Source organism: Alteromonas ulvae (genome assembly GCF_048987005.1).
In the GTDB taxonomy this organism is placed as follows: Bacteria; Pseudomonadota; Gammaproteobacteria; order Enterobacterales; family Alteromonadaceae; genus Alteromonas.
Window position 1 is genome coordinate 1,940,286 of the sequence record NZ_CP185261.1, and the last position, 17,301, is coordinate 1,957,586.

The following is a 17,301-nucleotide window of genomic DNA, read 5'->3' on the forward strand; positions in this document are numbered from 1 at the left end:
AGGTAATTGAACAAATTATGGCCTCTTTACAAGATCAACTTTTAAAAGCAGGATTAGCGGACAAAGGTACGGCTAAAAAAGCCCGTGCTGAAAAGCGCAAAAAGCAAAAGCAAAAAAAGCCAGTAGTGGATGAAGCCACTCTGGCTGCTCAGAAGGCAGCAGAAGAGAAGAAGGAACGCTCGCGAGAGCTGAACCAGCTTCAGCAAAACGAACGAGAGAAACGCTCTATTGTTGCTCAGGTTAAACAGCTTATTGAAACTAATAAGCAAGCGCGCAAAGGCGATACTGTCCTCAACTTTACTCACGATAATGTTGTGAAGCGTATGTACGTGAGTGCAGACATCCACCGTCAGGTGACCAAAGGACGTTTAACCGTCGTGTTACTTGATGATGCTTATGAACTCGTGCCTACGCCAGTAGCGGATAAAATAGCTCAGCGGGATGAAAGTTTTATTGTTTATCGGGCCGATTTAGATAAAAGCGGTAACGATGGTAAAGATGAAGCAGAAGATGATTGGTATGCAGACTACGAAATTCCTGACGACCTTACTTGGTAGAAGATTGGTTGGATAACAGGTGAGCTTCGTGTGGGCGTGTTTTATTCTTACAGAACACGCTCAATACCGTCTGGCCAAACTAATCTCAACACGCTATTTCTGAAAAAACAATTCCTTTTGCCTTTTATAAGAACCACCATTTTAAAAATCACTCTCAGACAAAAGGGGCTTTATGATCACTTGGCGCTTATGTACGTTCAATGAATTATGTACTCATCAACTTTTCGACTTAATGAAGCTTCGCGTTGATGTGTTTGTGGTGGAGCAAACTTGTCCATATCCTGAACTCGACGAAAAAGACAGACACCCTGATACAAGGCACCTTATGGGCTTTGCAGACGGAACGCTGGTAGCCTGCGCGAGATTGCTGTCTAAAGGCGTTAGCTTTCCTTCAGTCAGTATTGGGCGTATTGCAACGCATAAAGATGTTCGCGGTAAAGGGGCGGGTAAAGAGTTAGTCAGGAAAGCGATAGCAGAGTGCGAGATGCTCTGGCCTAATGAAGCCATTGAAATAGGTGCGCAAGAGTACCTTTTATCTTTCTATGAAAGCTTTGGTTTTGTTTCTACATCACCTATGTATCTAGAAGATGATATCCCTCATGTGGATATGAAAAGGGAGTAAGTTGGTTTCAATTACTCAATTGTTTCAACCTCTTCATCCTTTTCTCTTTTCAACTGCCACTTTTGTTAAGAACTTTTTTCGGCTAGTGCACGCTATTTTTCACAACACACTGATATTCATTACTTCTGCTACATGGCTTTCTATGTATTCATTAGCGTTACTTATCTTACCTTTCAGCCTGCAGAACATGGTATTCCCTATACGGTAAAGCTTGGTGGTAAGTCGCCTAATATATTCTTCAGTGATGTCATGAATCATGATGATACGTTTTTTTCAGAGGCAATTGAAGGAGCAGTACTTGCGTATTTCAATCAAGGGAAAGTCTGTACTTGTCCATCTCGCTTTTTATACAGGAGGATACAAAAAAAATCAGGTATTGGCCGAGACACACACGCTAGCGTTGCGTCACTATCAACAAACCAAAAATCTGTTACTCAGTTACGGTGAAGATCCACTCGGATGCTTTTAGTTAACCGGTAGACGGTTGAAAGCACAAGTGGCGAAAGTAGAAGGACAGAGTTAGAAGGTCAAAGGGCTTTTAATCTTCTGTTCATCTACTTTTAATGAAGCGTAAAAGGTTTCGTTATAATTTTTCTCTATTGTAAGAGGGGTAGCAGGTGCTGTTCCCCTGTTGCTCAAATAGCAACAGGAATATTTGCGGAACATCTTGGATTAAGGATTTGATGTGTGTACCAATGATGAGCCGCATGAAACGACACAGCCATTATCGCTTCAACTACGCCCAACGTTGTCCCTACGTTGGGCGTTTTTTTAATTACTCCGTTCACCTTATCGTTAGTCGGTAACCATTTCCTCGTAATGTTTCTATACAAATTGCGTCGTTTACGCTTAGCTTTTGCCGTAAGCGACTGATGTACACATCTACAACGTTGGTGAGTGGATCGCTATGGCTTTTCCAAACTCGACTCAGAATTCGTTCACGCGAAAGCACTTTCTCCGCATTTTCCACAAAGTAATACAAGGTGTCATACTCTAGTTTAGTAAGTGATAGCTCATCTCCGCACAAGGTAACAATTCTAGAATCTTTATCAATTTGCAAGGGGCCCACTGTTACACTGTTATCCACAGTTGCCGACCCCGCTCTGCGTTTTAGTGCAGTGATACGCGCTAATAATTCGTCAAAGTCGAAAGGTTTACACAAATAGTCATCAGCACCTAAAGTAAGGCCATTAACGCGCTCCTTAACGTCATCCACGGCGGTAAGCAGCAATACCATTGGTGCATTTGGCATGGCCTTTATCGTGGATAAAAGCTCAACACTGTCCTCATCGCCAAACATTCTATCTAGCACAGCAATACTTGGTGATTCTTGCCTAATTCGCGTAATTAAGTTGTGTAACGTGCTCTCTTCTACACAGTGATATCCCTCGGCACTTAGGCCGCGTGATAAAAATCGCAATAGAGGCGCCTCATCGTCTGCAATTAAAATTTTCATTGTAACGGTTTCTCTTTCTTGTTTGTTCGCTATTCGTCTTTGGTGCTAGCGCTAGTGTGATGCAGGCTTTTTCAAGGATAAAGTGAAGATCGATCCTTTTGATAGCACCGAACTTGCGGTTAGTGTTCCGCCATGAGCCTCAGCAATCGCTTTGGCAATTGAAAGGCCCAATCCCATTCCGTCTCCCTGTCGCTTAAGGCGAACGAAGCGTTCAAAAATGTGCTCTAAGTCCGAAGAAGAAATACCTTCGCTGTTATCTTCAATGTTAATACGTATCCAGTCATTATCGTCGTCTACCGAGACCACAATCGGTGTACCGGGTGAAGAATACTTGTTAGCATTCTCAATCAAAATGGTTAATGCCTGAATGATTCGCTCTTTATCTATAACTACGCATTGATTCTGTTGAAGGTGGCTGTGAAAAAAAATTTCTCGTGTTTTTATCACTTTTTGCCACTTAGTCACTTGTTCTGAAAGCTCAGACTCGAGAATACATTGGCAAACATCTAAGGTGAATTCATGCATTTCAGCCCGTGCTAATAAAAGTAGATCGTCTACCAGCTTACTGAGTTTTACTGATTGCTCTAAAATGGTGTTGAGGGTTTCTTGGTAAATTTCTACAGTAGCAGTCTGCTGACGCAGAGTTACCTGCGCTTCTCCTCGGATAATAGTGAGAGGTGTGCGCAGTTCATGGCTCACATCGGCCATAAATTGTCGGCGCTTGGTATCGAGTTGCGTCAACTTGTTATTCACTTCCTGCAGAGCCCGCGTCCGTGTTTCCACTTCATATTCAAGCTGTTTACGGTGCGCAGCTGCTTTGTCTTCATGAGTGCCTAGCCGCACAATCATAGAATTAAACGCTTTTACTAGATCGGTAAATTCGTTATCGAGAGTCTCTGGTAACCTATAGTTATAATTACCGGAGGCGATAGCATCGGTACCTGTTCGAATGACAGTAAGAGGATGATATAACGCATTAAATAGCCAGTAACAGCCTAGTAAAATAAACGGACATGTAATAGCACCTAAAATAATAGTGAACCAAACAATACTGGTATTAAGGGTCTCTATACTTGCATTAATACCTGACACCACACGGCTTTGACGAATTAAAGCCGCGTTTATGGCCTCGCGAAACTGATTGTCAATGGTGCTTTCAAGCAGCGTATGCAACCTCTCTTGTTTTTTTAAAGGTGTATTATCATTGCGCGACGCTATGGCGCGAAACTCGTCCACAATATCACCAATCAGAGCCTCCAGTCCGTCGGTGTCCTCAACACTCCCTTGTGTGGCGTCCAGCCCAAGTGCATCTCGCTGAGAGAGTTCGAGTTGTTTTATCCTTGCTATAGTTTGGTCAATACTTTCCTGTTTATTTCTTACGTTTGCTTGGTTAGCACTTTTACCAAAAATAAGTTCGTCAGTAAGTTGTTTAAATAGTCGATAAGAGGTACTGGAAAGCTGCTGATGCTCAGACAGTAATGACTGTGCTAGCTGACTTTGTTCTAAATTAGTTCGCGTGAGATGCGCAGTTACAGCTGCGCTAGCTAGCGCAATTAATAGCAGAAAGGTAGAAAGAAGGCCAAAAAGGTAAAGTTTGCGTTTGTACATGATAACTAGCTTGCTTCCAGTATTTACAACTATTACGTTAGGTTATTGTTAATTGGTCACTAATAAACTGAGTAACCCCAAAGATGGCTATTAGTTTTTTTCCAACATAGATAACGCGATAGACGTTTGATCGCGAAGTGCTTTATCAATCTTCCAATGATGTGGACTCCATCCTGCTAAAAAGCGATGAAAGTCAGCGCAGGCGATGGGATAAAGTGAGCGCCACTCGTTGATGAGCAGAGGTATATCCGATTTTTCTATTGCTGTTGGCGGTGCTGATTCGTATGCTTGTGAACGCATTGTGTAGCGCTGGTGTAAGGCTAATGCTAGCGCATTAAAATAAACCTCTAGGCAATGCTCAGAATACGTCATTTGGTCCTCTACACTAAGCGCGCTCCCAAGAAAGTACGCCACGTCTTTTACACCTACACCAAACCCAACGTATTGAAAATCCACTGCGGCGCAAGAGCGATAATCAGGTGTAAAACAAAAATTAGCTACCTTGGCATCACCATGGACAAGTGTGTGATATTTAGCACTGTTGAGTGTATTGTCTATTTTTCCTGCGTTATTTTTTAGTGGACTGGGAGGCATAGCTTGGAATTCATCTTCACGGGTTTCTAAATGCCAATAGGTACCGGTATCCCAAAGCGAAATATTCTTGGTGTGAAAGTAGGGCATGGTGTTCACAAAGCCACTATGAAAATGTGCTAGCCAAGTAAGCACTGTCTCAGCCTGTGCCACTGAAAGTCGGAGAGTTGTTTGCGTAAAACCTAATTTTCCAAGGTCTTCCATTACTAATAACGTGCTGTCACCGTCTCGAGCGGAAGCGATACATCGAGGGGTTTTACAGCGTTCGTTAGTGAAAGGTTGAACGTACTGGTAAAAACTATTTTCTATAGCAAATGAGCGCAACTTTCTGCGATGGCCAGCATCACCGTTCCAGCCTCGAGGGTGCTCTTGAGTTGAAGGTGTCACCGCGCATTTCACCACTGCAAATAAAGGCGCAACAAGATGACTATTTCCTGTAGGTTGAAGCGTTGCGCGAAAGCAGGCGCCATAGCCGCTCCATAGTGTCTGAATTAACGACGTCTCAACTGCGTCTGCCTGGCAGCTTTCTTCGAGCCAAGATATGAAGCTTGGGTTAATTTGTTGACTCATTAGTTAGCTCCTTATCTTTATCACGTGTATTTAGACATAAGAAAGCCGCTTTAGCAGCGGCTTTCTTTATTACAGAAGTTTTATACCAGAGGTACTATCGCAGTCTTGTCTGTTATAGGGGCGCGAGAGAACCTCATATAAAAGTTTAATCTACGCTTCCTGGCAACGTAGCAGGGGCCGATGCTCGCGCTGATACCTGAGACATTTTTGCAGTTTTACCGCAAACCGCCACTCTAGGACGTGAGTCATCTGATTTCGCCGTAAGCTTCACATCAACAAATTCATCGTCAACAGACGCCGGTGTCGTCATGGGATGAGACGCTCTGCGTTTCCCTGTTCCGCTTGCACCTAATGACAATGCTGGTTTTCCAACTTTTTTAGCTGCGGCAGGCGTTACAGGTTTTGCTTCGTTCACAGTCGATGAAGGCTTTTCAACGGCTGAGGGTTGCTCAGTCGCTGAGGGTTGCTCAGTCGGTGAAGGCTGCTCAACCACAGCGGCTTCTGCTGACTCTGCTGGTGCCTGCTCGCTAGCTGTTTCGACTTCCTCCGCTAAGTTAATTTCAACTTGTTTGGGTGCTGAGGTTTCCGCTTCCGCTTTCACTTGTTGAGCCGCTTTTACAGGCGCTGCTTCTTGAGTGTCACTTGCTTTCGGGGCTTCATCTGCTTGCGGAGTTGTCTCGAATTGCAATTCGTCTTGAACCGCTTCAACACTTGTCGTTGTTGCTGACTTTTTCGCAAGCTCTTCAGATTGAACCGAAGTGTCAGTGGCAGGTGCTTTAGACTCTTCAACGTTTGACGTTGTTTGCTCAGCAGTTTCGCTAGCCGCCGGTTTAACGCCATCCGATGGTATGTCTGAAGACTGAGCTTCTGCAGAAAGCACACCAGGCTGTGTAGCCTGCGTTTCATCAACACTCACTGGGGCAGCATTATCGTGAATCTCGTTACTAAGATCGTTAGTGCCCTCTTCACTTTGCTGTGCTTCTTTCTTACGACGTTGACCTGCAGCGCGAACATGACGAGGAGAGCGTCGTGAACGTCCTCTGGTTTCACGCTTTTGATCATTTTCGTCATTAATTGACTCTGAGATTACCGCTGCTTCTTGAATTTCATCGCCAGCATCAGATGTTTCTGTTGCAGAACCGATAACCGTTTTCTGTTTAGCGTGATGCTTCTCCAAGGGCTTTCCAGCTGCATCTTCAGTAACAGGAGAAGAGGTAACAACTTGTTCGTCTGATGGTTTTTCGGTGCTCTCTACTTTTTTAGGCGCTGCTTGCATATGCTCAGCTTTTGGTGCACTTGGCGCGTTAGCATTCGCTGGCTCATCTTTGTTCACACGAACGCTGCGACGTTTATCACGACGTTTTCTGCGCTCAGCAATTTCGCGCTTTTTCTCAACTTGATTGTCTTCCTGTTCAACGCTGTCGTTTACAGGTATATCTTGTTTAGGCTCGTTACTTGGCTTGTGTTGATCATCGCGATTCTGTGGCGCTCTACGTGGTTTACGGCTGCGATTGTTGCGTTTATCGTCTTGATCGCTGCGAGTTGGGCGTTGCTCCTGATCACCATCTTTTGTTGGAGCTGGGCCGTTGCGGCGAGTGTTTTTACGAGGCTTACGACGACGGTCGTCATTATTACGAGTATTACGCGGGTTCTTTCCTTTGTAATTGGACGACGTCTTGTCGTCTTTCTCTTGGTTTTCTTTTGACTTAGTTTCCGTCTTACTACTATCGCTAAATACGGCGTTTATCCACTTGCCAATGCGAGCAAATAGTGACGGAGTATCGTCATTTTCTGCCGCTTTTTCTTGCACTTTAGGTGGGGCTACCGGCGCTGCACTGGTAGGAGCAACAAGACCTTTTAAAGCTGGCTCTTCACGTTTTACCGGAGCAGCAGTAGTTGTCACTTTCTCTGTTTGTACAGATGGCATTAGCTCTACTTCGTAGCTTGCATCTTGTAGCGCATCATCTGGGCGACGACGTTCTACCTGATAATGAGGCGTTTCTAAATTTGCATTTGGAATAAGCAGCAAATCAACGCCATGGCGTTTTTCAAGTAGTTGGATCGACTTGCGCTTTTCATTCAACAGGTAAGTCGCTACTGACACTGGAAGCTGTGCTTCAATCTGACCAGTATTTTCTTTAATACTCTCTTCTTCAAGTATGCGAAGGATGGAAAGTGCAAGGGATTCAGTACCTCGAATTGTGCCATGGCCTGAACAACGTGGACATACGTGATGCGCTGATTCACCGAGGGAAGGACGCAAACGCTGACGAGACATTTCAAGAAGACCAAAGCGAGAAATACGGCCTAACTGTACGCGCGCTCTATCGCTTCTTACTGCGTCTTTCATGCGATTTTCTACATCGCGTTGATGTCTGACCGGGGTCATATCAATAAAATCGATAACCACTAATCCACCGAGGTCACGCAGGCGTAATTGGCGAGCAATTTCATCAGCTGCTTCAAGGTTAGTGTTCAGCGCCGTTTCTTCAATATCTCCGCCCTTTGTTGAACGTGCTGAGTTAATATCAATAGAAGTTAAGGCTTCTGTTGGGTCAATAACAATTGAACCGCCCGACGGTAAGCGCACTTCACGTTGGAATGCCGATTCTATCTGGCTTTCTATTTGGTAGTGGCTAAATAACGGTACTTCACCGCGATACAGTTTTACGCGGTTTGCAAAGTCGGGACGAACCAGTTCGATATGCTGAAGGGCTTGCTCGTAAATACTGGTTTTGTCGATGAGAATTTCACCGATATCACGACGTAGGTAATCGCGAATAGCGCGAACAATAACGTTACTTTCTTGGTGAATTAAGAAGGGGGCTTCACGTTCCTGGGCTACTGCAGATATCGCGTCCCAGTGTTTAAGCAGTACTTTTAGATCCCACTCTAACTCTTCATAAGACTTGCCAACGCCAGCGGTGCGCACAATCAGCCCCATGCCATCTGGGAGGTCTAATTTGCCTAATGATTCTTTAAGTTCTGTACGCTCATCGCCTTCGATACGACGGGAAATCCCCCCAGCACGAGGATTATTTGGCATAAGAACTAAATAACTGCCTGCTAACGATAAGAAAGTAGTCAGTGCTGCGCCTTTTTGGCCACGCTCTTCCTTGTCAATTTGAATAATAACTTCCTGACCTTCCTTGATAACATCTTTGATGTTTGGACGGCCTTCAAATTTGTAACCTTTGGGGAAGTAAGTGCGGGCTATTTCTTTGAGGGGGAGGAAACCGTGGCGGTCAGCGCCATAATCGACGAAAGCCGCTTCTAAGCTTGGCTCTACTCGGGTTATCTTGCCTTTGTAAATATTTGCTTTCTTTTGCTCGTGCCCAGGACTTTCAATATCTAGGTCGTACAAGCGTTGCCCGTCTACAAGAGCAACACGCAACTCTTCTTGTTGAGTTGCATTAATTAACATTCTTTTCATTGTATCTAACTCTGTTTTTGTACAGCCGTTAAGACACAAAATTAAAGTGACATGTGCAAACCCTCACCGCGCAACCTCACGGCTGGACGGGGAATTTGTTGTAACATCGCATTATCCCGAGTGGGTAGCCTATACATTATCTACATGCATTTCTGTCAGCGATACAGGTTACAAACGTTGTTTTTGTTTGTCTAATATACCTGAACGACTAACCTTACCAAGGCCACGCTGCTTTGAGGATGTCGGGAGCGACAAACCCTTATTTCTATTCTCATTTTAACAAGCGAAAAAATGAACCTCGCTTGTTTGTCATTTAATTCTGTTGGCTAAACGGCAAACTTATTTTATGTTCGCAAGCACGGTTTCGCTTTACTACGGCAGTGTTGTCGTTGCCTCTTAGCGAGTTCGGTATGAAATGTCTTGTTTCTTTACTGACACTACCGACATCTAACTTATGCTTTTCGTTTGCGACGTGAAGCGTCGACCGCAATATGTCGTCGTTTTTGCTTCAATATCGTCTGTGTTGTTTTTACGCGTTGTGTTCGCAAAAAAAGCGCGTTGGCGCAAAGGTGTAATTCGCGTTTGTTTCGTGTAAAAAACGCCTGCGATTATCGCACCAATATGCAAAATTAAGCAAGGTAAGTCGGTGAATAAAAGCAACTAATACATAGATATTTTCATAAAACGACGAGCTCGGGGCAAAAAAGAATCAAAAATAAGAAATTTTGGCAAATAGAAAATTTCATAATGTTGGTGGCGAAGCATTGCGGTATAATGTGAGCTATGAAAGAACAAGCTCCCCAGAAAGTCCGTTTTATAACGGTAGAGGCCGATTTAGCAGGCCAACGTATCGATAACTTTTTACGCACTCAATTGAAAGGGGTGCCAAAGAGTATGATTTATCGCATCTTACGTAAAGGCGAAGTACGGGTTAATAAAGGTAGAATAAAACCTGAATACAAATTGCAAGCAGACGACGTAATACGTATTCCTCCTGTTAGGGTGTCTGAGGGTGCGCCGGCACCATCGCCGAAACTTGATAAAATAGCATCACTTGAATCGCATATTCTGTTTGAAGACGACCGTCTGATTGTTATGAATAAACCTACCGGTATTGCTGTTCACGGTGGTAGCGGCTTAAATTTTGGTCTTATTGAGGGATTAAGAGCACTTCGTCCTGATGCAAAGTTTATGGAGCTCGTGCACCGGCTGGACCGCGATACTTCAGGCTGTATGCTAATAGCGAAGAAACGCTCAGCGCTGCGTCATATGCATGAGCAGTTGCGCACAGGAAAAATGGACAAGCGTTATAACGCGTTAGTTTCAGGTGAGTGGCCGGTAAATCGATTTAAAGTTAAAGCGCCTCTTAAGAAAAATACCCTGCAATCGGGTGAGAGAATGGTGAGCGTGAGTGATGATGGTAAGCCTTCTGAAACCCGTTATAGAATTCTAAAGGAATTTGCCGGAGCAACGCTGGTTGAAGCCTCACCGATTACTGGTCGAACGCACCAAATACGCGTGCACTGTTTACATGCCGGACACCCCATAGCCTGTGATCCAAAGTATGGCGATAGTGACTTCGATGCCAGTATGAGAGAAAAAGGATTAGACCGATTATTTCTTCATGCCCAAAGTATCGCGTTTATACACCCAGCCACAGAAGAGAGAATGACGTTTACCGCACCGCTTGATAACGCGTTGAGTGATTCCTTAAAAGCTTTAAATACGAAATAACGAGTAGAAATGATTTATGTCTGACATTTCAACAGCGCCTGAAACACAATCGTCACCAATACCTTCCATTTCGCCTCGCTACAAGCTCGTTATTTTCGATTGGGATGGCACGGTGATGGACTCTGCAGACAAAATTGTTAATTGCATGCAGATTGCAGCAAATCAATGCAGTATGCCAATACCAAGTCGTGATAAAGTGGGGCACATTATTGGCATCAGCCTTAAGCCAGCTATTAAGCAACTCTTTGGTATTGACGATGACGTACTCGCAGAACAGTTAGTGTTAGCTTATAAAGAAGCGTTTGTTGCCAAAGACACCACACCATGCCCTTTATTCGATGGCGCTGAAGCACTGTTTAATGCGCTTAAAAAATCTGGTTGTATCCTTGCCGTTGCCACAGGTAAAGCCCGTAGAGGGTTGGATAGAGCGTGGGGGCAAACTGATACGGGCAGATTTTTCTCTGCTTCACGCACAGCGGATGAGGCAGAGTCTAAGCCATCACCTGATATGCTACTGCAACTTATCGACGAGTTGTCTATTCCTGTCAGCGACGCGGTGATGATTGGTGATACCACCTATGATATGCAAATGGCTAAATCTATCGGCATGGACCGAATTGGTGTGTCGTATGGCGTGCATGCCCAAGTCCATTTAGAAGCGTTGCAACCAAAAGTGATTGTTCATTCCATTGCAGAGTTGCAGGACTATTTACTGGGTAAGTAACCTGAATCCTGTTTAAGAAACGGCGCTCAGCACCACTAGAAACGCGAATTACTGCGTTGCAAAAGTAAGTAATAGAACAACTATTACGTGACTTTTGCGCCTTGCACTTCGCATTTCTAGCAGTACTGAGTTTGAAATTTTAATTTATATTCAATAGAACAAATACTTGCACCATTCTTTAAACAGGATTCAGGTTAAGTAGCGTATTAGGTGAGCTCTCGTGTTAGAACGGCTTTTAGTTGAACAGCGTTTGGGTGAAGAGCCAGCGACAACAAGACGATATTAACGAGTAGCTAGCTTTAGCAAGTTAGTATTAAAGTGGGAAGACAAGATATCGTTTAACAGCATGATGGGTAGCCCAATGAGACTATTGGGGTCTCTTCCTTCTACACGTTTGAATAGAAGTACGCCCATGCCTTCGCTTTTAAAACTGCCAGCACAATCTAGCGGTCGTTCTTTTTCAACATAGTCTTGTAACAAAGAAGTCGTGTTTTCACGAAAGTGTACCCGTGTTTCTTCCACATCAGTTATTAATGTATCGCTACTTGCTTGATAAACACAGATAGCGGTAAAAAAAGACACAGTTTTGCCTTGGCAACGTTTAAGCTGTTCAACAGCGGTACTGACATTTAAAGGTTTACCAAGTAATACCGGTTCGTCATCTGTCGCTAAAAAAGCGACTTGGTCGCTTCCAATAATGATGGCCTCATCATTGCTCACCTGTTCGCTAACTTGTCGCACCTTTTCTTGTGCCAAGCGTTTACTCAGTGCAAGAGCGCTTTCGCCAGGTTTAGGCGTTTCATCAATATCTGGACTCATGGTTTCTACATGTAGACGAATATCAGCTAGTAACTTTTTTCGATACTGTGAAGAAGAGGCTAAAATTATGGTAGTCATGGCGATTATTCCTGTTTCGAGCTCTTATTTTTGGCGCTCTATGTCAATACGCCCAGATAAAGGTATGCCGTTCAGTTTACCCTGTTTTAGCTTAAGTTAAATCGCAATTTTGCTTTGACAGAGGCGGGGTGACGCTATATCATGCGCGCCCTATGCAGAAAGTGAAATTACCTCATTCGGTTGAACCGATTAAAACCGCGACCAAACGTTCCGATTATCGGGGCGTTATCTTGGCTAGTGATATGGAACGATTGAGCGGGGCAGTTGTCCGATGCAGTGAGTATGTGGACGTAGAAGTACAGTTTAGAAAAGACGAGCAGGGTCTTACTGTCTTTCACGGTCACCTATCAACTGATGTTACACTTATCTGTCAGAGGTGTAATGGTGAACTCGACTTGTCCGTTCATTCGGAATTTTGCTTTACTCCAGTGCAGGGAGGAGAGCATGAAAGTGAGGACATCATTCCCGAGGCTTACGAACCGGTAGAGGTCGACGACCACGGAGAAGTTAGTCTGCTTCAGATATTTGAAGACGAATTACTATTATCGTTGCCAATTGTACCCCTTCATGCAGAGTCGGAGTGTGCAATAAAGCGAGATGAGATGTCATTCGGAAAGATTGAACCGGAACAAGAGCGACAAAACCCATTCGCGGTTTTGAAAGAACTTAAGCGAGACCAGGAGTAAGTTATGGCAGTACAAAAAAATCGTAAAACGCGTTCTAAGCGCGGTATGCGTCGTTCACACGATGCGTTGACAGGTGCTACTTTGTCCGTCGATTCAACGTCGGGTGAAACTCACCTTCGTCACCACGTGACTGCTGATGGATACTACAAAGGCAAGAAAGTAATCGGCGCGTAATACGGCGACTACATTTTGTCTGAGCTAACCATCGCGTTAGATATCATGGGGGGCGATCACGGTCCCCCTGTTATCCTTTCTGCAGCCGTAAAGGCTATCCAACTACACCCTGATATTCGCTTCACGCTTTGCGGCGACGAATCTGTTATTGAAAGCGGCATCACAGCTCTTACCTCTGACGAACGCGACCGCGTTGATATTGTTCATTGCTCCCAAACTGTAGAAATGGGAGAAGCACCCACATCGGCGCTCCGAAATAAGAAAGACTCCTCTATGCGAAGAGCACTTGAGCGCGTTAAAAGTGGTCAAGCGAATGCTTGCGTGAGCGCTGGAAATACGGGCGCCTTACTTACACTTTCTTTTTATTTACTCAAAACCTTATCAGGCATTGATAGGCCCGCACTGATCAATATGTTGCCCACCACGAGTAACCATAAGGTTTTTCTACTCGATTTGGGGGCAAACGTTAATTGTACACCTGAGATTCTTTTTCAATACGGTGTAATGGGCTCGGTGCTTGCTCAAGAAGTCTCTGGTATCACATCACCAAGAGTTGCGTTGCTCAATGTCGGTGAAGAGGATATAAAGGGCAACGCACAGGTAAAGTCCGCGGATCAGCTTTTTAAAGATGCCCCTGGTATTAACTACATTGGTTATGTTGAGGGTGATGATATATTCACCGACTATGCCGACGTTGTCGTCACCGATGGATTCACTGGCAACATTGCGTTAAAGTCGAGCGAAGGTTTGGCTAAGCTAGTGATTAATGAAGTAAAACGCCAGTCTCAAAAGAATCTATATACCCGTTTATTAGCCAGAATTGCCTTTCCATTGCTGAAATCTATCTACAATAGCGTGAACCCCGACCAGTATAATGGCGCGAGTCTGATAGGATTGCGCGGCATTGTTATCAAGAGTCACGGAAATGCACAAAAAGATGCTTTTTACTACGCCATTGTTCAAGCAATGAAAGAAGCAGAAATGCATTTGCCGGATAAGATAAAAACAAAGATAGAAACGGTATTGTTGGAGCAACTTTGAGCAAATATTCTCGCTTTATAGGAACAGGCAGCTATTACCCCAGTGATGTGCGCACAAACGCAGATTTAGAAGTCATGGTTGATACTAGTGATGAGTGGATTACTGATCGTACTGGTATCAAAGAGCGTCGCATAATTGGTGCAGATGAAACTGCTGCGACCATGGGAGTTGAGGCTAGTAAAAAAGCCATTGAAATGGCAGGTATCGATCCTAAAACCATTGATATGATAGTGTGTGCTACGACAAGTGGTCGGTATGCATTACCTAGCACAGCGTGCGAAATTCAGCGCATGCTTGATTTAGACGGCATTCCCGCCTTTGATGTAGCAGCAGCGTGTGCAGGATACTGTTATGCATTAAGTGTGGCCGATCAGTATATTAAGTCAGGTATGGCGAAACGTATTCTGGTTATTGGCACAGACTGCTTGAGTCGCCTTATTGACCCCGCTGACAGAACCATGGTCATTTTATTTGGCGATGCGGCAGGGGCCACAATTATTGAAGCAAGCGATGAGCCTGGTATTTTGTCAACGCATATCCATGCGGCAGGCTCTTATGGCGACCTTCTTTATGTTGGCAACCCTACTCGAGGTGATGAAAAGTCGGTACACGAGAACTGGGGCGTTATGCGCGGTAATGAAGTATTCAAAGTGGCAGTGAATAAATTATCTCAGGTGGTTGAGCAGACATTGTCTGCCAACGGCATGGAAAAGACAGATTTAGATTGGTTGGTGCCGCATCAAGCCAACTTCAGAATTATTAAAGCGACAGCTAAAAAGCTGAATATGTCTCTTGATCAAGTGGTGCTAACGTTAGAACAATACGGTAATACGTCTGCCGCTACGGTTCCTACAGCGTTGGACACAGCGATACGAGACGGTAGAATCCAGCGCGGTCAACATTTGCTATTAGAAGCATTTGGTGGCGGTTTTGCGTGGGCGTCTGCGTTAGTTCGCTACTAAGCGAACGTAAACCACGCCATTTTTCACTTCTAACGATTTACACAATAATAAGGAAGAAGAATGACTAGAACAGCCTGTGTATTTCCAGGTCAGGGGTCTCAGAGTGTAGGCATGCTAAAAGAATTAGCTGCTCAGTACCCAGTGGTTGAGGCAACGTTCAAAGAAGCGTCTGACGCACTAGGTTACGACCTGTGGAGCCTTGTTCAGAACGACTCAAACGGGCAACTTAACGACACTCACATTACCCAGCCTGCATTATTAGCCGCAAGCGTGGCTACATGGCGCGTTATTCGTGAGCAGGGCATAGAGGTAGACTATCTAGCCGGTCACAGTCTAGGTGAGTATTCGGCATTGGTATGCGGTGGCGCTATGGACTTTACCGACGCGGTCAAACTGGTTGAAGCTCGTGGTAAGTATATGCAAGAAGCTGTTCCAGCTGGCGCAGGCGCCATGTTTGCCATTATTGGTTTAGATGATTCATCTATCGCTAGCGTTTGCCAGCAAACTGCCATTGCCACTGGTGATGTGGTTGCTCCAGTTAATTTTAATTCGCCTGGTCAAGTGGTTATTGCAGGTGAAAAAAATGCAGCGGAACAAGCTGCTAATGCGTGTAAAGAGGCCGGCGCCAAACGTGCTTTGCCTTTGGCGGTAAGCGTACCTTCACATTGTGAACTGATGCGCCCAGCGGCAGATAAATTGGAAGATGCATTAACGTCACTATCGGTGAATGAACCCGTTATCAACATTGTTAATAATGTCGATGTGACTATTGAAACGCAAAGTGAAGCAATTAAAAATGCATTAGTGCGTCAATTGTATTGCCCTGTTCAATGGACTCGCACGGTTGAATACTTAGCCGCTGCGGGGGTTGAGCGCGTAATTGAAGTTGGACCAGGTAAAGTACTTACCGGTTTGAATAAGCGAATTAACAAGAGCCTTGAGTCTCTTGCTGTAAACACACCCGAGGGTGTGGAAGCATTAAAACAATAAGGAAATGCAATGAGTCAGTTAGACGGTAAAGTTGCCCTTGTTACTGGTGCGAGTAGAGGTATTGGAAAAGCCATTGCTACTGCACTTGCCAGTCAAGGTGCAACGGTAATCGGTACAGCAACAAGCGACAATGGTGCAGAGGCAATATCTGCTTATCTCGAAGCGTTCGGCGGTAGAGGTTTGGCACTTAATGTAACCGATAAAGCCAGCGTAGAAGAAGCCATAAAAACGATTAGTAGTGCGGATGGCGGCATTGATATTCTTATCAATAATGCGGGTATTACCCGGGATAATCTCTTACTGCGAATGAAGGATGACGAGTGGCAGGACATCATCGATACCAACTTGTCGTCAATATTTACACTGTCAAAGGCGGTGCTTCGCGGTATGATGAAGAAACGCTTTGGCCGTATTGTCAATATTGGCTCTGTTGTAGGCAGTGCAGGTAACGCCGGTCAAGCAAATTATGCCGCCGCAAAAGCAGGTGTAATTGGTTTTTCTAAGTCTATGGCGAGAGAAGTGGCTTCACGAGGCATAACAATTAACGTTGTTGCGCCTGGTTTCATCGATACAGATATGACAAAGTCATTGTCTGATGACCAAAAAGAAGCCATTTTCAAAGATATTCCAGCAAGCCGATTAGGCTCGCCGGATGAAGTTGCCTCCACTGTTGCGTTTCTAGTAAGCGACGGTGCCGCCTACATCACAGGCGAAACAATCCACGTTAACGGTGGAATGTATATGGGGTAAATTCGCAATAATTGCGAATTTTGTTGAGTTTAGGGTGGTATTTACCCAAACTTGGATGTAAAAATAGTATTTAAATAATTTCGAATGTCGCTGGTTTGACCAGAAAATTAGTTTACACTGGTGCTTGCAAGGAACGACCTAGCAAAATAAACTAGCGACACTTTTGTTATCTAGTGACGTTTAAGGGAAACCTAGAATTATGAGTAACATTGAAGAACGCGTTAAGAAAATCATCATTGAGCAGCTTGGCGTTAAAGAAGAAGAAGTAAAAGCAGAAGCTTCATTCGTTGACGATTTAGGCGCTGATTCACTTGACACTGTTGAGTTGGTAATGGCTTTGGAAGAAGAATTTGATACTGAAATTCCTGATGAAGAAGCTGAAAAGATCACAACAGTTCAATCAGCAATTGATTATATTAATGCAAATAAAGACGCATAAGTCTTTATTAAGTAACAAAACGGCTCTTTTTTAGAGCCGTTTTTGTTTCTTCTACCTTAGTTCCAAA

General features: G+C 44.4%; 17 protein-coding genes and 1 pseudogene. 13 read left to right on the forward strand and 5 right to left on the reverse strand.

Going from position 1 to position 17,301, the window contains the following annotated elements:
* The first annotated feature begins 17 nt into the window (after positions 1–17).
* The 4 genes and pseudogenes from ACOJR9_RS08445 to ACOJR9_RS08460 all read left to right on the forward strand — a co-directional run bounded on the left by ACOJR9_RS08445 (position 18) and on the right by ACOJR9_RS08460 (position 1,648).
* The gene (locus tag ACOJR9_RS08445) at positions 18–557 is read left to right on the forward strand and encodes a DUF2058 domain-containing protein (RefSeq protein WP_420935835.1); all 540 of its coding nucleotides are present in this window, start codon (positions 18–20) and stop codon (positions 555–557) included.
* 172 nt (positions 558–729) lie between these two features.
* A complete protein-coding gene (locus ACOJR9_RS08450) occupies positions 730–1,179 on the forward strand; it encodes a GNAT family N-acetyltransferase (protein WP_420935836.1) in 450 nt (149 codons plus the stop codon).
* A gap of 180 nt (positions 1,180–1,359) precedes the next feature.
* Positions 1,360–1,527 (forward strand): annotated as a pseudogene (locus ACOJR9_RS08455) (aldehyde dehydrogenase family protein); the annotation flags it as partial.
* Complete coding sequence (locus tag ACOJR9_RS08460) at positions 1,478–1,648, forward strand: hypothetical protein (RefSeq protein WP_420936181.1); 171 nt, start codon at positions 1,478–1,480, stop codon at positions 1,646–1,648. The pseudogene ACOJR9_RS08455 and the gene ACOJR9_RS08460, both read left to right, overlap by 50 nt.
* Before the next feature lie 315 nt (positions 1,649–1,963).
* Here the strand turns inward: ACOJR9_RS08460 and ACOJR9_RS08465 are convergent, their stop codons facing one another.
* The 4 genes from ACOJR9_RS08465 to rne all read right to left on the reverse strand — a co-directional run bounded on the left by ACOJR9_RS08465 (position 1,964) and on the right by rne (position 8,837).
* A complete protein-coding gene (locus ACOJR9_RS08465; RefSeq protein WP_420935837.1) occupies positions 1,964–2,635 on the reverse strand; it encodes a response regulator transcription factor in 672 nt (223 codons plus the stop codon).
* A 51-nt stretch (positions 2,636–2,686) separates the two neighbouring features.
* On the reverse strand, positions 2,687–4,243 hold the full coding sequence (locus ACOJR9_RS08470; RefSeq protein ID WP_420935838.1) for a sensor histidine kinase: 1,557 nt from the start codon (positions 4,241–4,243) through the stop codon (positions 2,687–2,689).
* A 90-nt stretch (positions 4,244–4,333) separates the two neighbouring features.
* A complete protein-coding gene (locus tag ACOJR9_RS08475; RefSeq protein ID WP_420935839.1) occupies positions 4,334–5,404 on the reverse strand; it encodes an oxidoreductase family protein in 1,071 nt (356 codons plus the stop codon).
* Between the two features lie 145 nt (positions 5,405–5,549).
* Positions 5,550–8,837, reverse strand: a complete 3,288-nt coding sequence (gene rne, locus ACOJR9_RS08480) for a ribonuclease E (RefSeq protein WP_420935840.1) — start codon at positions 8,835–8,837, stop codon at positions 5,550–5,552.
* 783 nt (positions 8,838–9,620) lie between these two features.
* On the opposite strand from rne, the gene rluC reads away from it, so the two are divergent.
* Complete coding sequence (rluC, locus tag ACOJR9_RS08485; protein ID WP_420935841.1) at positions 9,621–10,571, forward strand: 23S rRNA pseudouridine(955/2504/2580) synthase RluC; 951 nt, start codon at positions 9,621–9,623, stop codon at positions 10,569–10,571.
* Between the two features lie 16 nt (positions 10,572–10,587).
* Complete coding sequence (locus ACOJR9_RS08490; RefSeq protein WP_420935842.1) at positions 10,588–11,295, forward strand: HAD family hydrolase; 708 nt, start codon at positions 10,588–10,590, stop codon at positions 11,293–11,295.
* A 282-nt stretch (positions 11,296–11,577) separates the two neighbouring features.
* On the opposite strand, the gene ACOJR9_RS08495 is transcribed toward ACOJR9_RS08490, so the two are convergent.
* A complete protein-coding gene (locus ACOJR9_RS08495; RefSeq protein ID WP_420935843.1) occupies positions 11,578–12,192 on the reverse strand; it encodes a Maf family protein in 615 nt (204 codons plus the stop codon).
* Positions 12,193–12,344: 152 nt separating this feature from the next.
* Here ACOJR9_RS08495 and yceD point away from each other — a divergent pair, with 152 nt between their 5' ends.
* The 7 genes from yceD (at position 12,345) to acpP (ending at position 17,234) form a co-directional block, all read left to right on the forward strand.
* Positions 12,345–12,878 carry a 23S rRNA accumulation protein YceD gene (yceD, locus tag ACOJR9_RS08500; protein WP_420935844.1) on the forward strand — a complete coding sequence of 178 codons (534 nt, stop codon included), beginning with the start codon at positions 12,345–12,347 and terminating at the stop codon, positions 12,876–12,878.
* A 3-nt stretch (positions 12,879–12,881) separates the two neighbouring features.
* Complete coding sequence (gene rpmF / locus ACOJR9_RS08505) at positions 12,882–13,052, forward strand: 50S ribosomal protein L32 (RefSeq protein ID WP_032095795.1); 171 nt, start codon at positions 12,882–12,884, stop codon at positions 13,050–13,052.
* A gap of 15 nt (positions 13,053–13,067) precedes the next feature.
* Positions 13,068–14,093, forward strand: a complete 1,026-nt coding sequence (gene plsX, locus ACOJR9_RS08510) for a phosphate acyltransferase PlsX (protein WP_420935845.1) — start codon at positions 13,068–13,070, stop codon at positions 14,091–14,093.
* Complete coding sequence (locus ACOJR9_RS08515; RefSeq protein WP_420935846.1) at positions 14,090–15,055, forward strand: beta-ketoacyl-ACP synthase III; 966 nt, start codon at positions 14,090–14,092, stop codon at positions 15,053–15,055. The genes plsX and ACOJR9_RS08515 overlap by 4 nt, the downstream gene beginning before the upstream one ends.
* Before the next feature lie 60 nt (positions 15,056–15,115).
* On the forward strand, positions 15,116–16,045 hold the full coding sequence (fabD, locus tag ACOJR9_RS08520) for an ACP S-malonyltransferase (protein WP_420935847.1): 930 nt from the start codon (positions 15,116–15,118) through the stop codon (positions 16,043–16,045).
* 9 nt (positions 16,046–16,054) lie between these two features.
* Positions 16,055–16,795 carry a 3-oxoacyl-ACP reductase FabG gene (fabG, locus tag ACOJR9_RS08525; RefSeq protein WP_420935848.1) on the forward strand — a complete coding sequence of 247 codons (741 nt, stop codon included), beginning with the start codon at positions 16,055–16,057 and terminating at the stop codon, positions 16,793–16,795.
* Positions 16,796–16,994: 199 nt separating this feature from the next.
* Positions 16,995–17,234 carry an acyl carrier protein gene (gene acpP / locus ACOJR9_RS08530; protein WP_013784457.1) on the forward strand — a complete coding sequence of 80 codons (240 nt, stop codon included), beginning with the start codon at positions 16,995–16,997 and terminating at the stop codon, positions 17,232–17,234.
* The last annotated feature ends 67 nt before the right edge of the window (positions 17,235–17,301 follow it).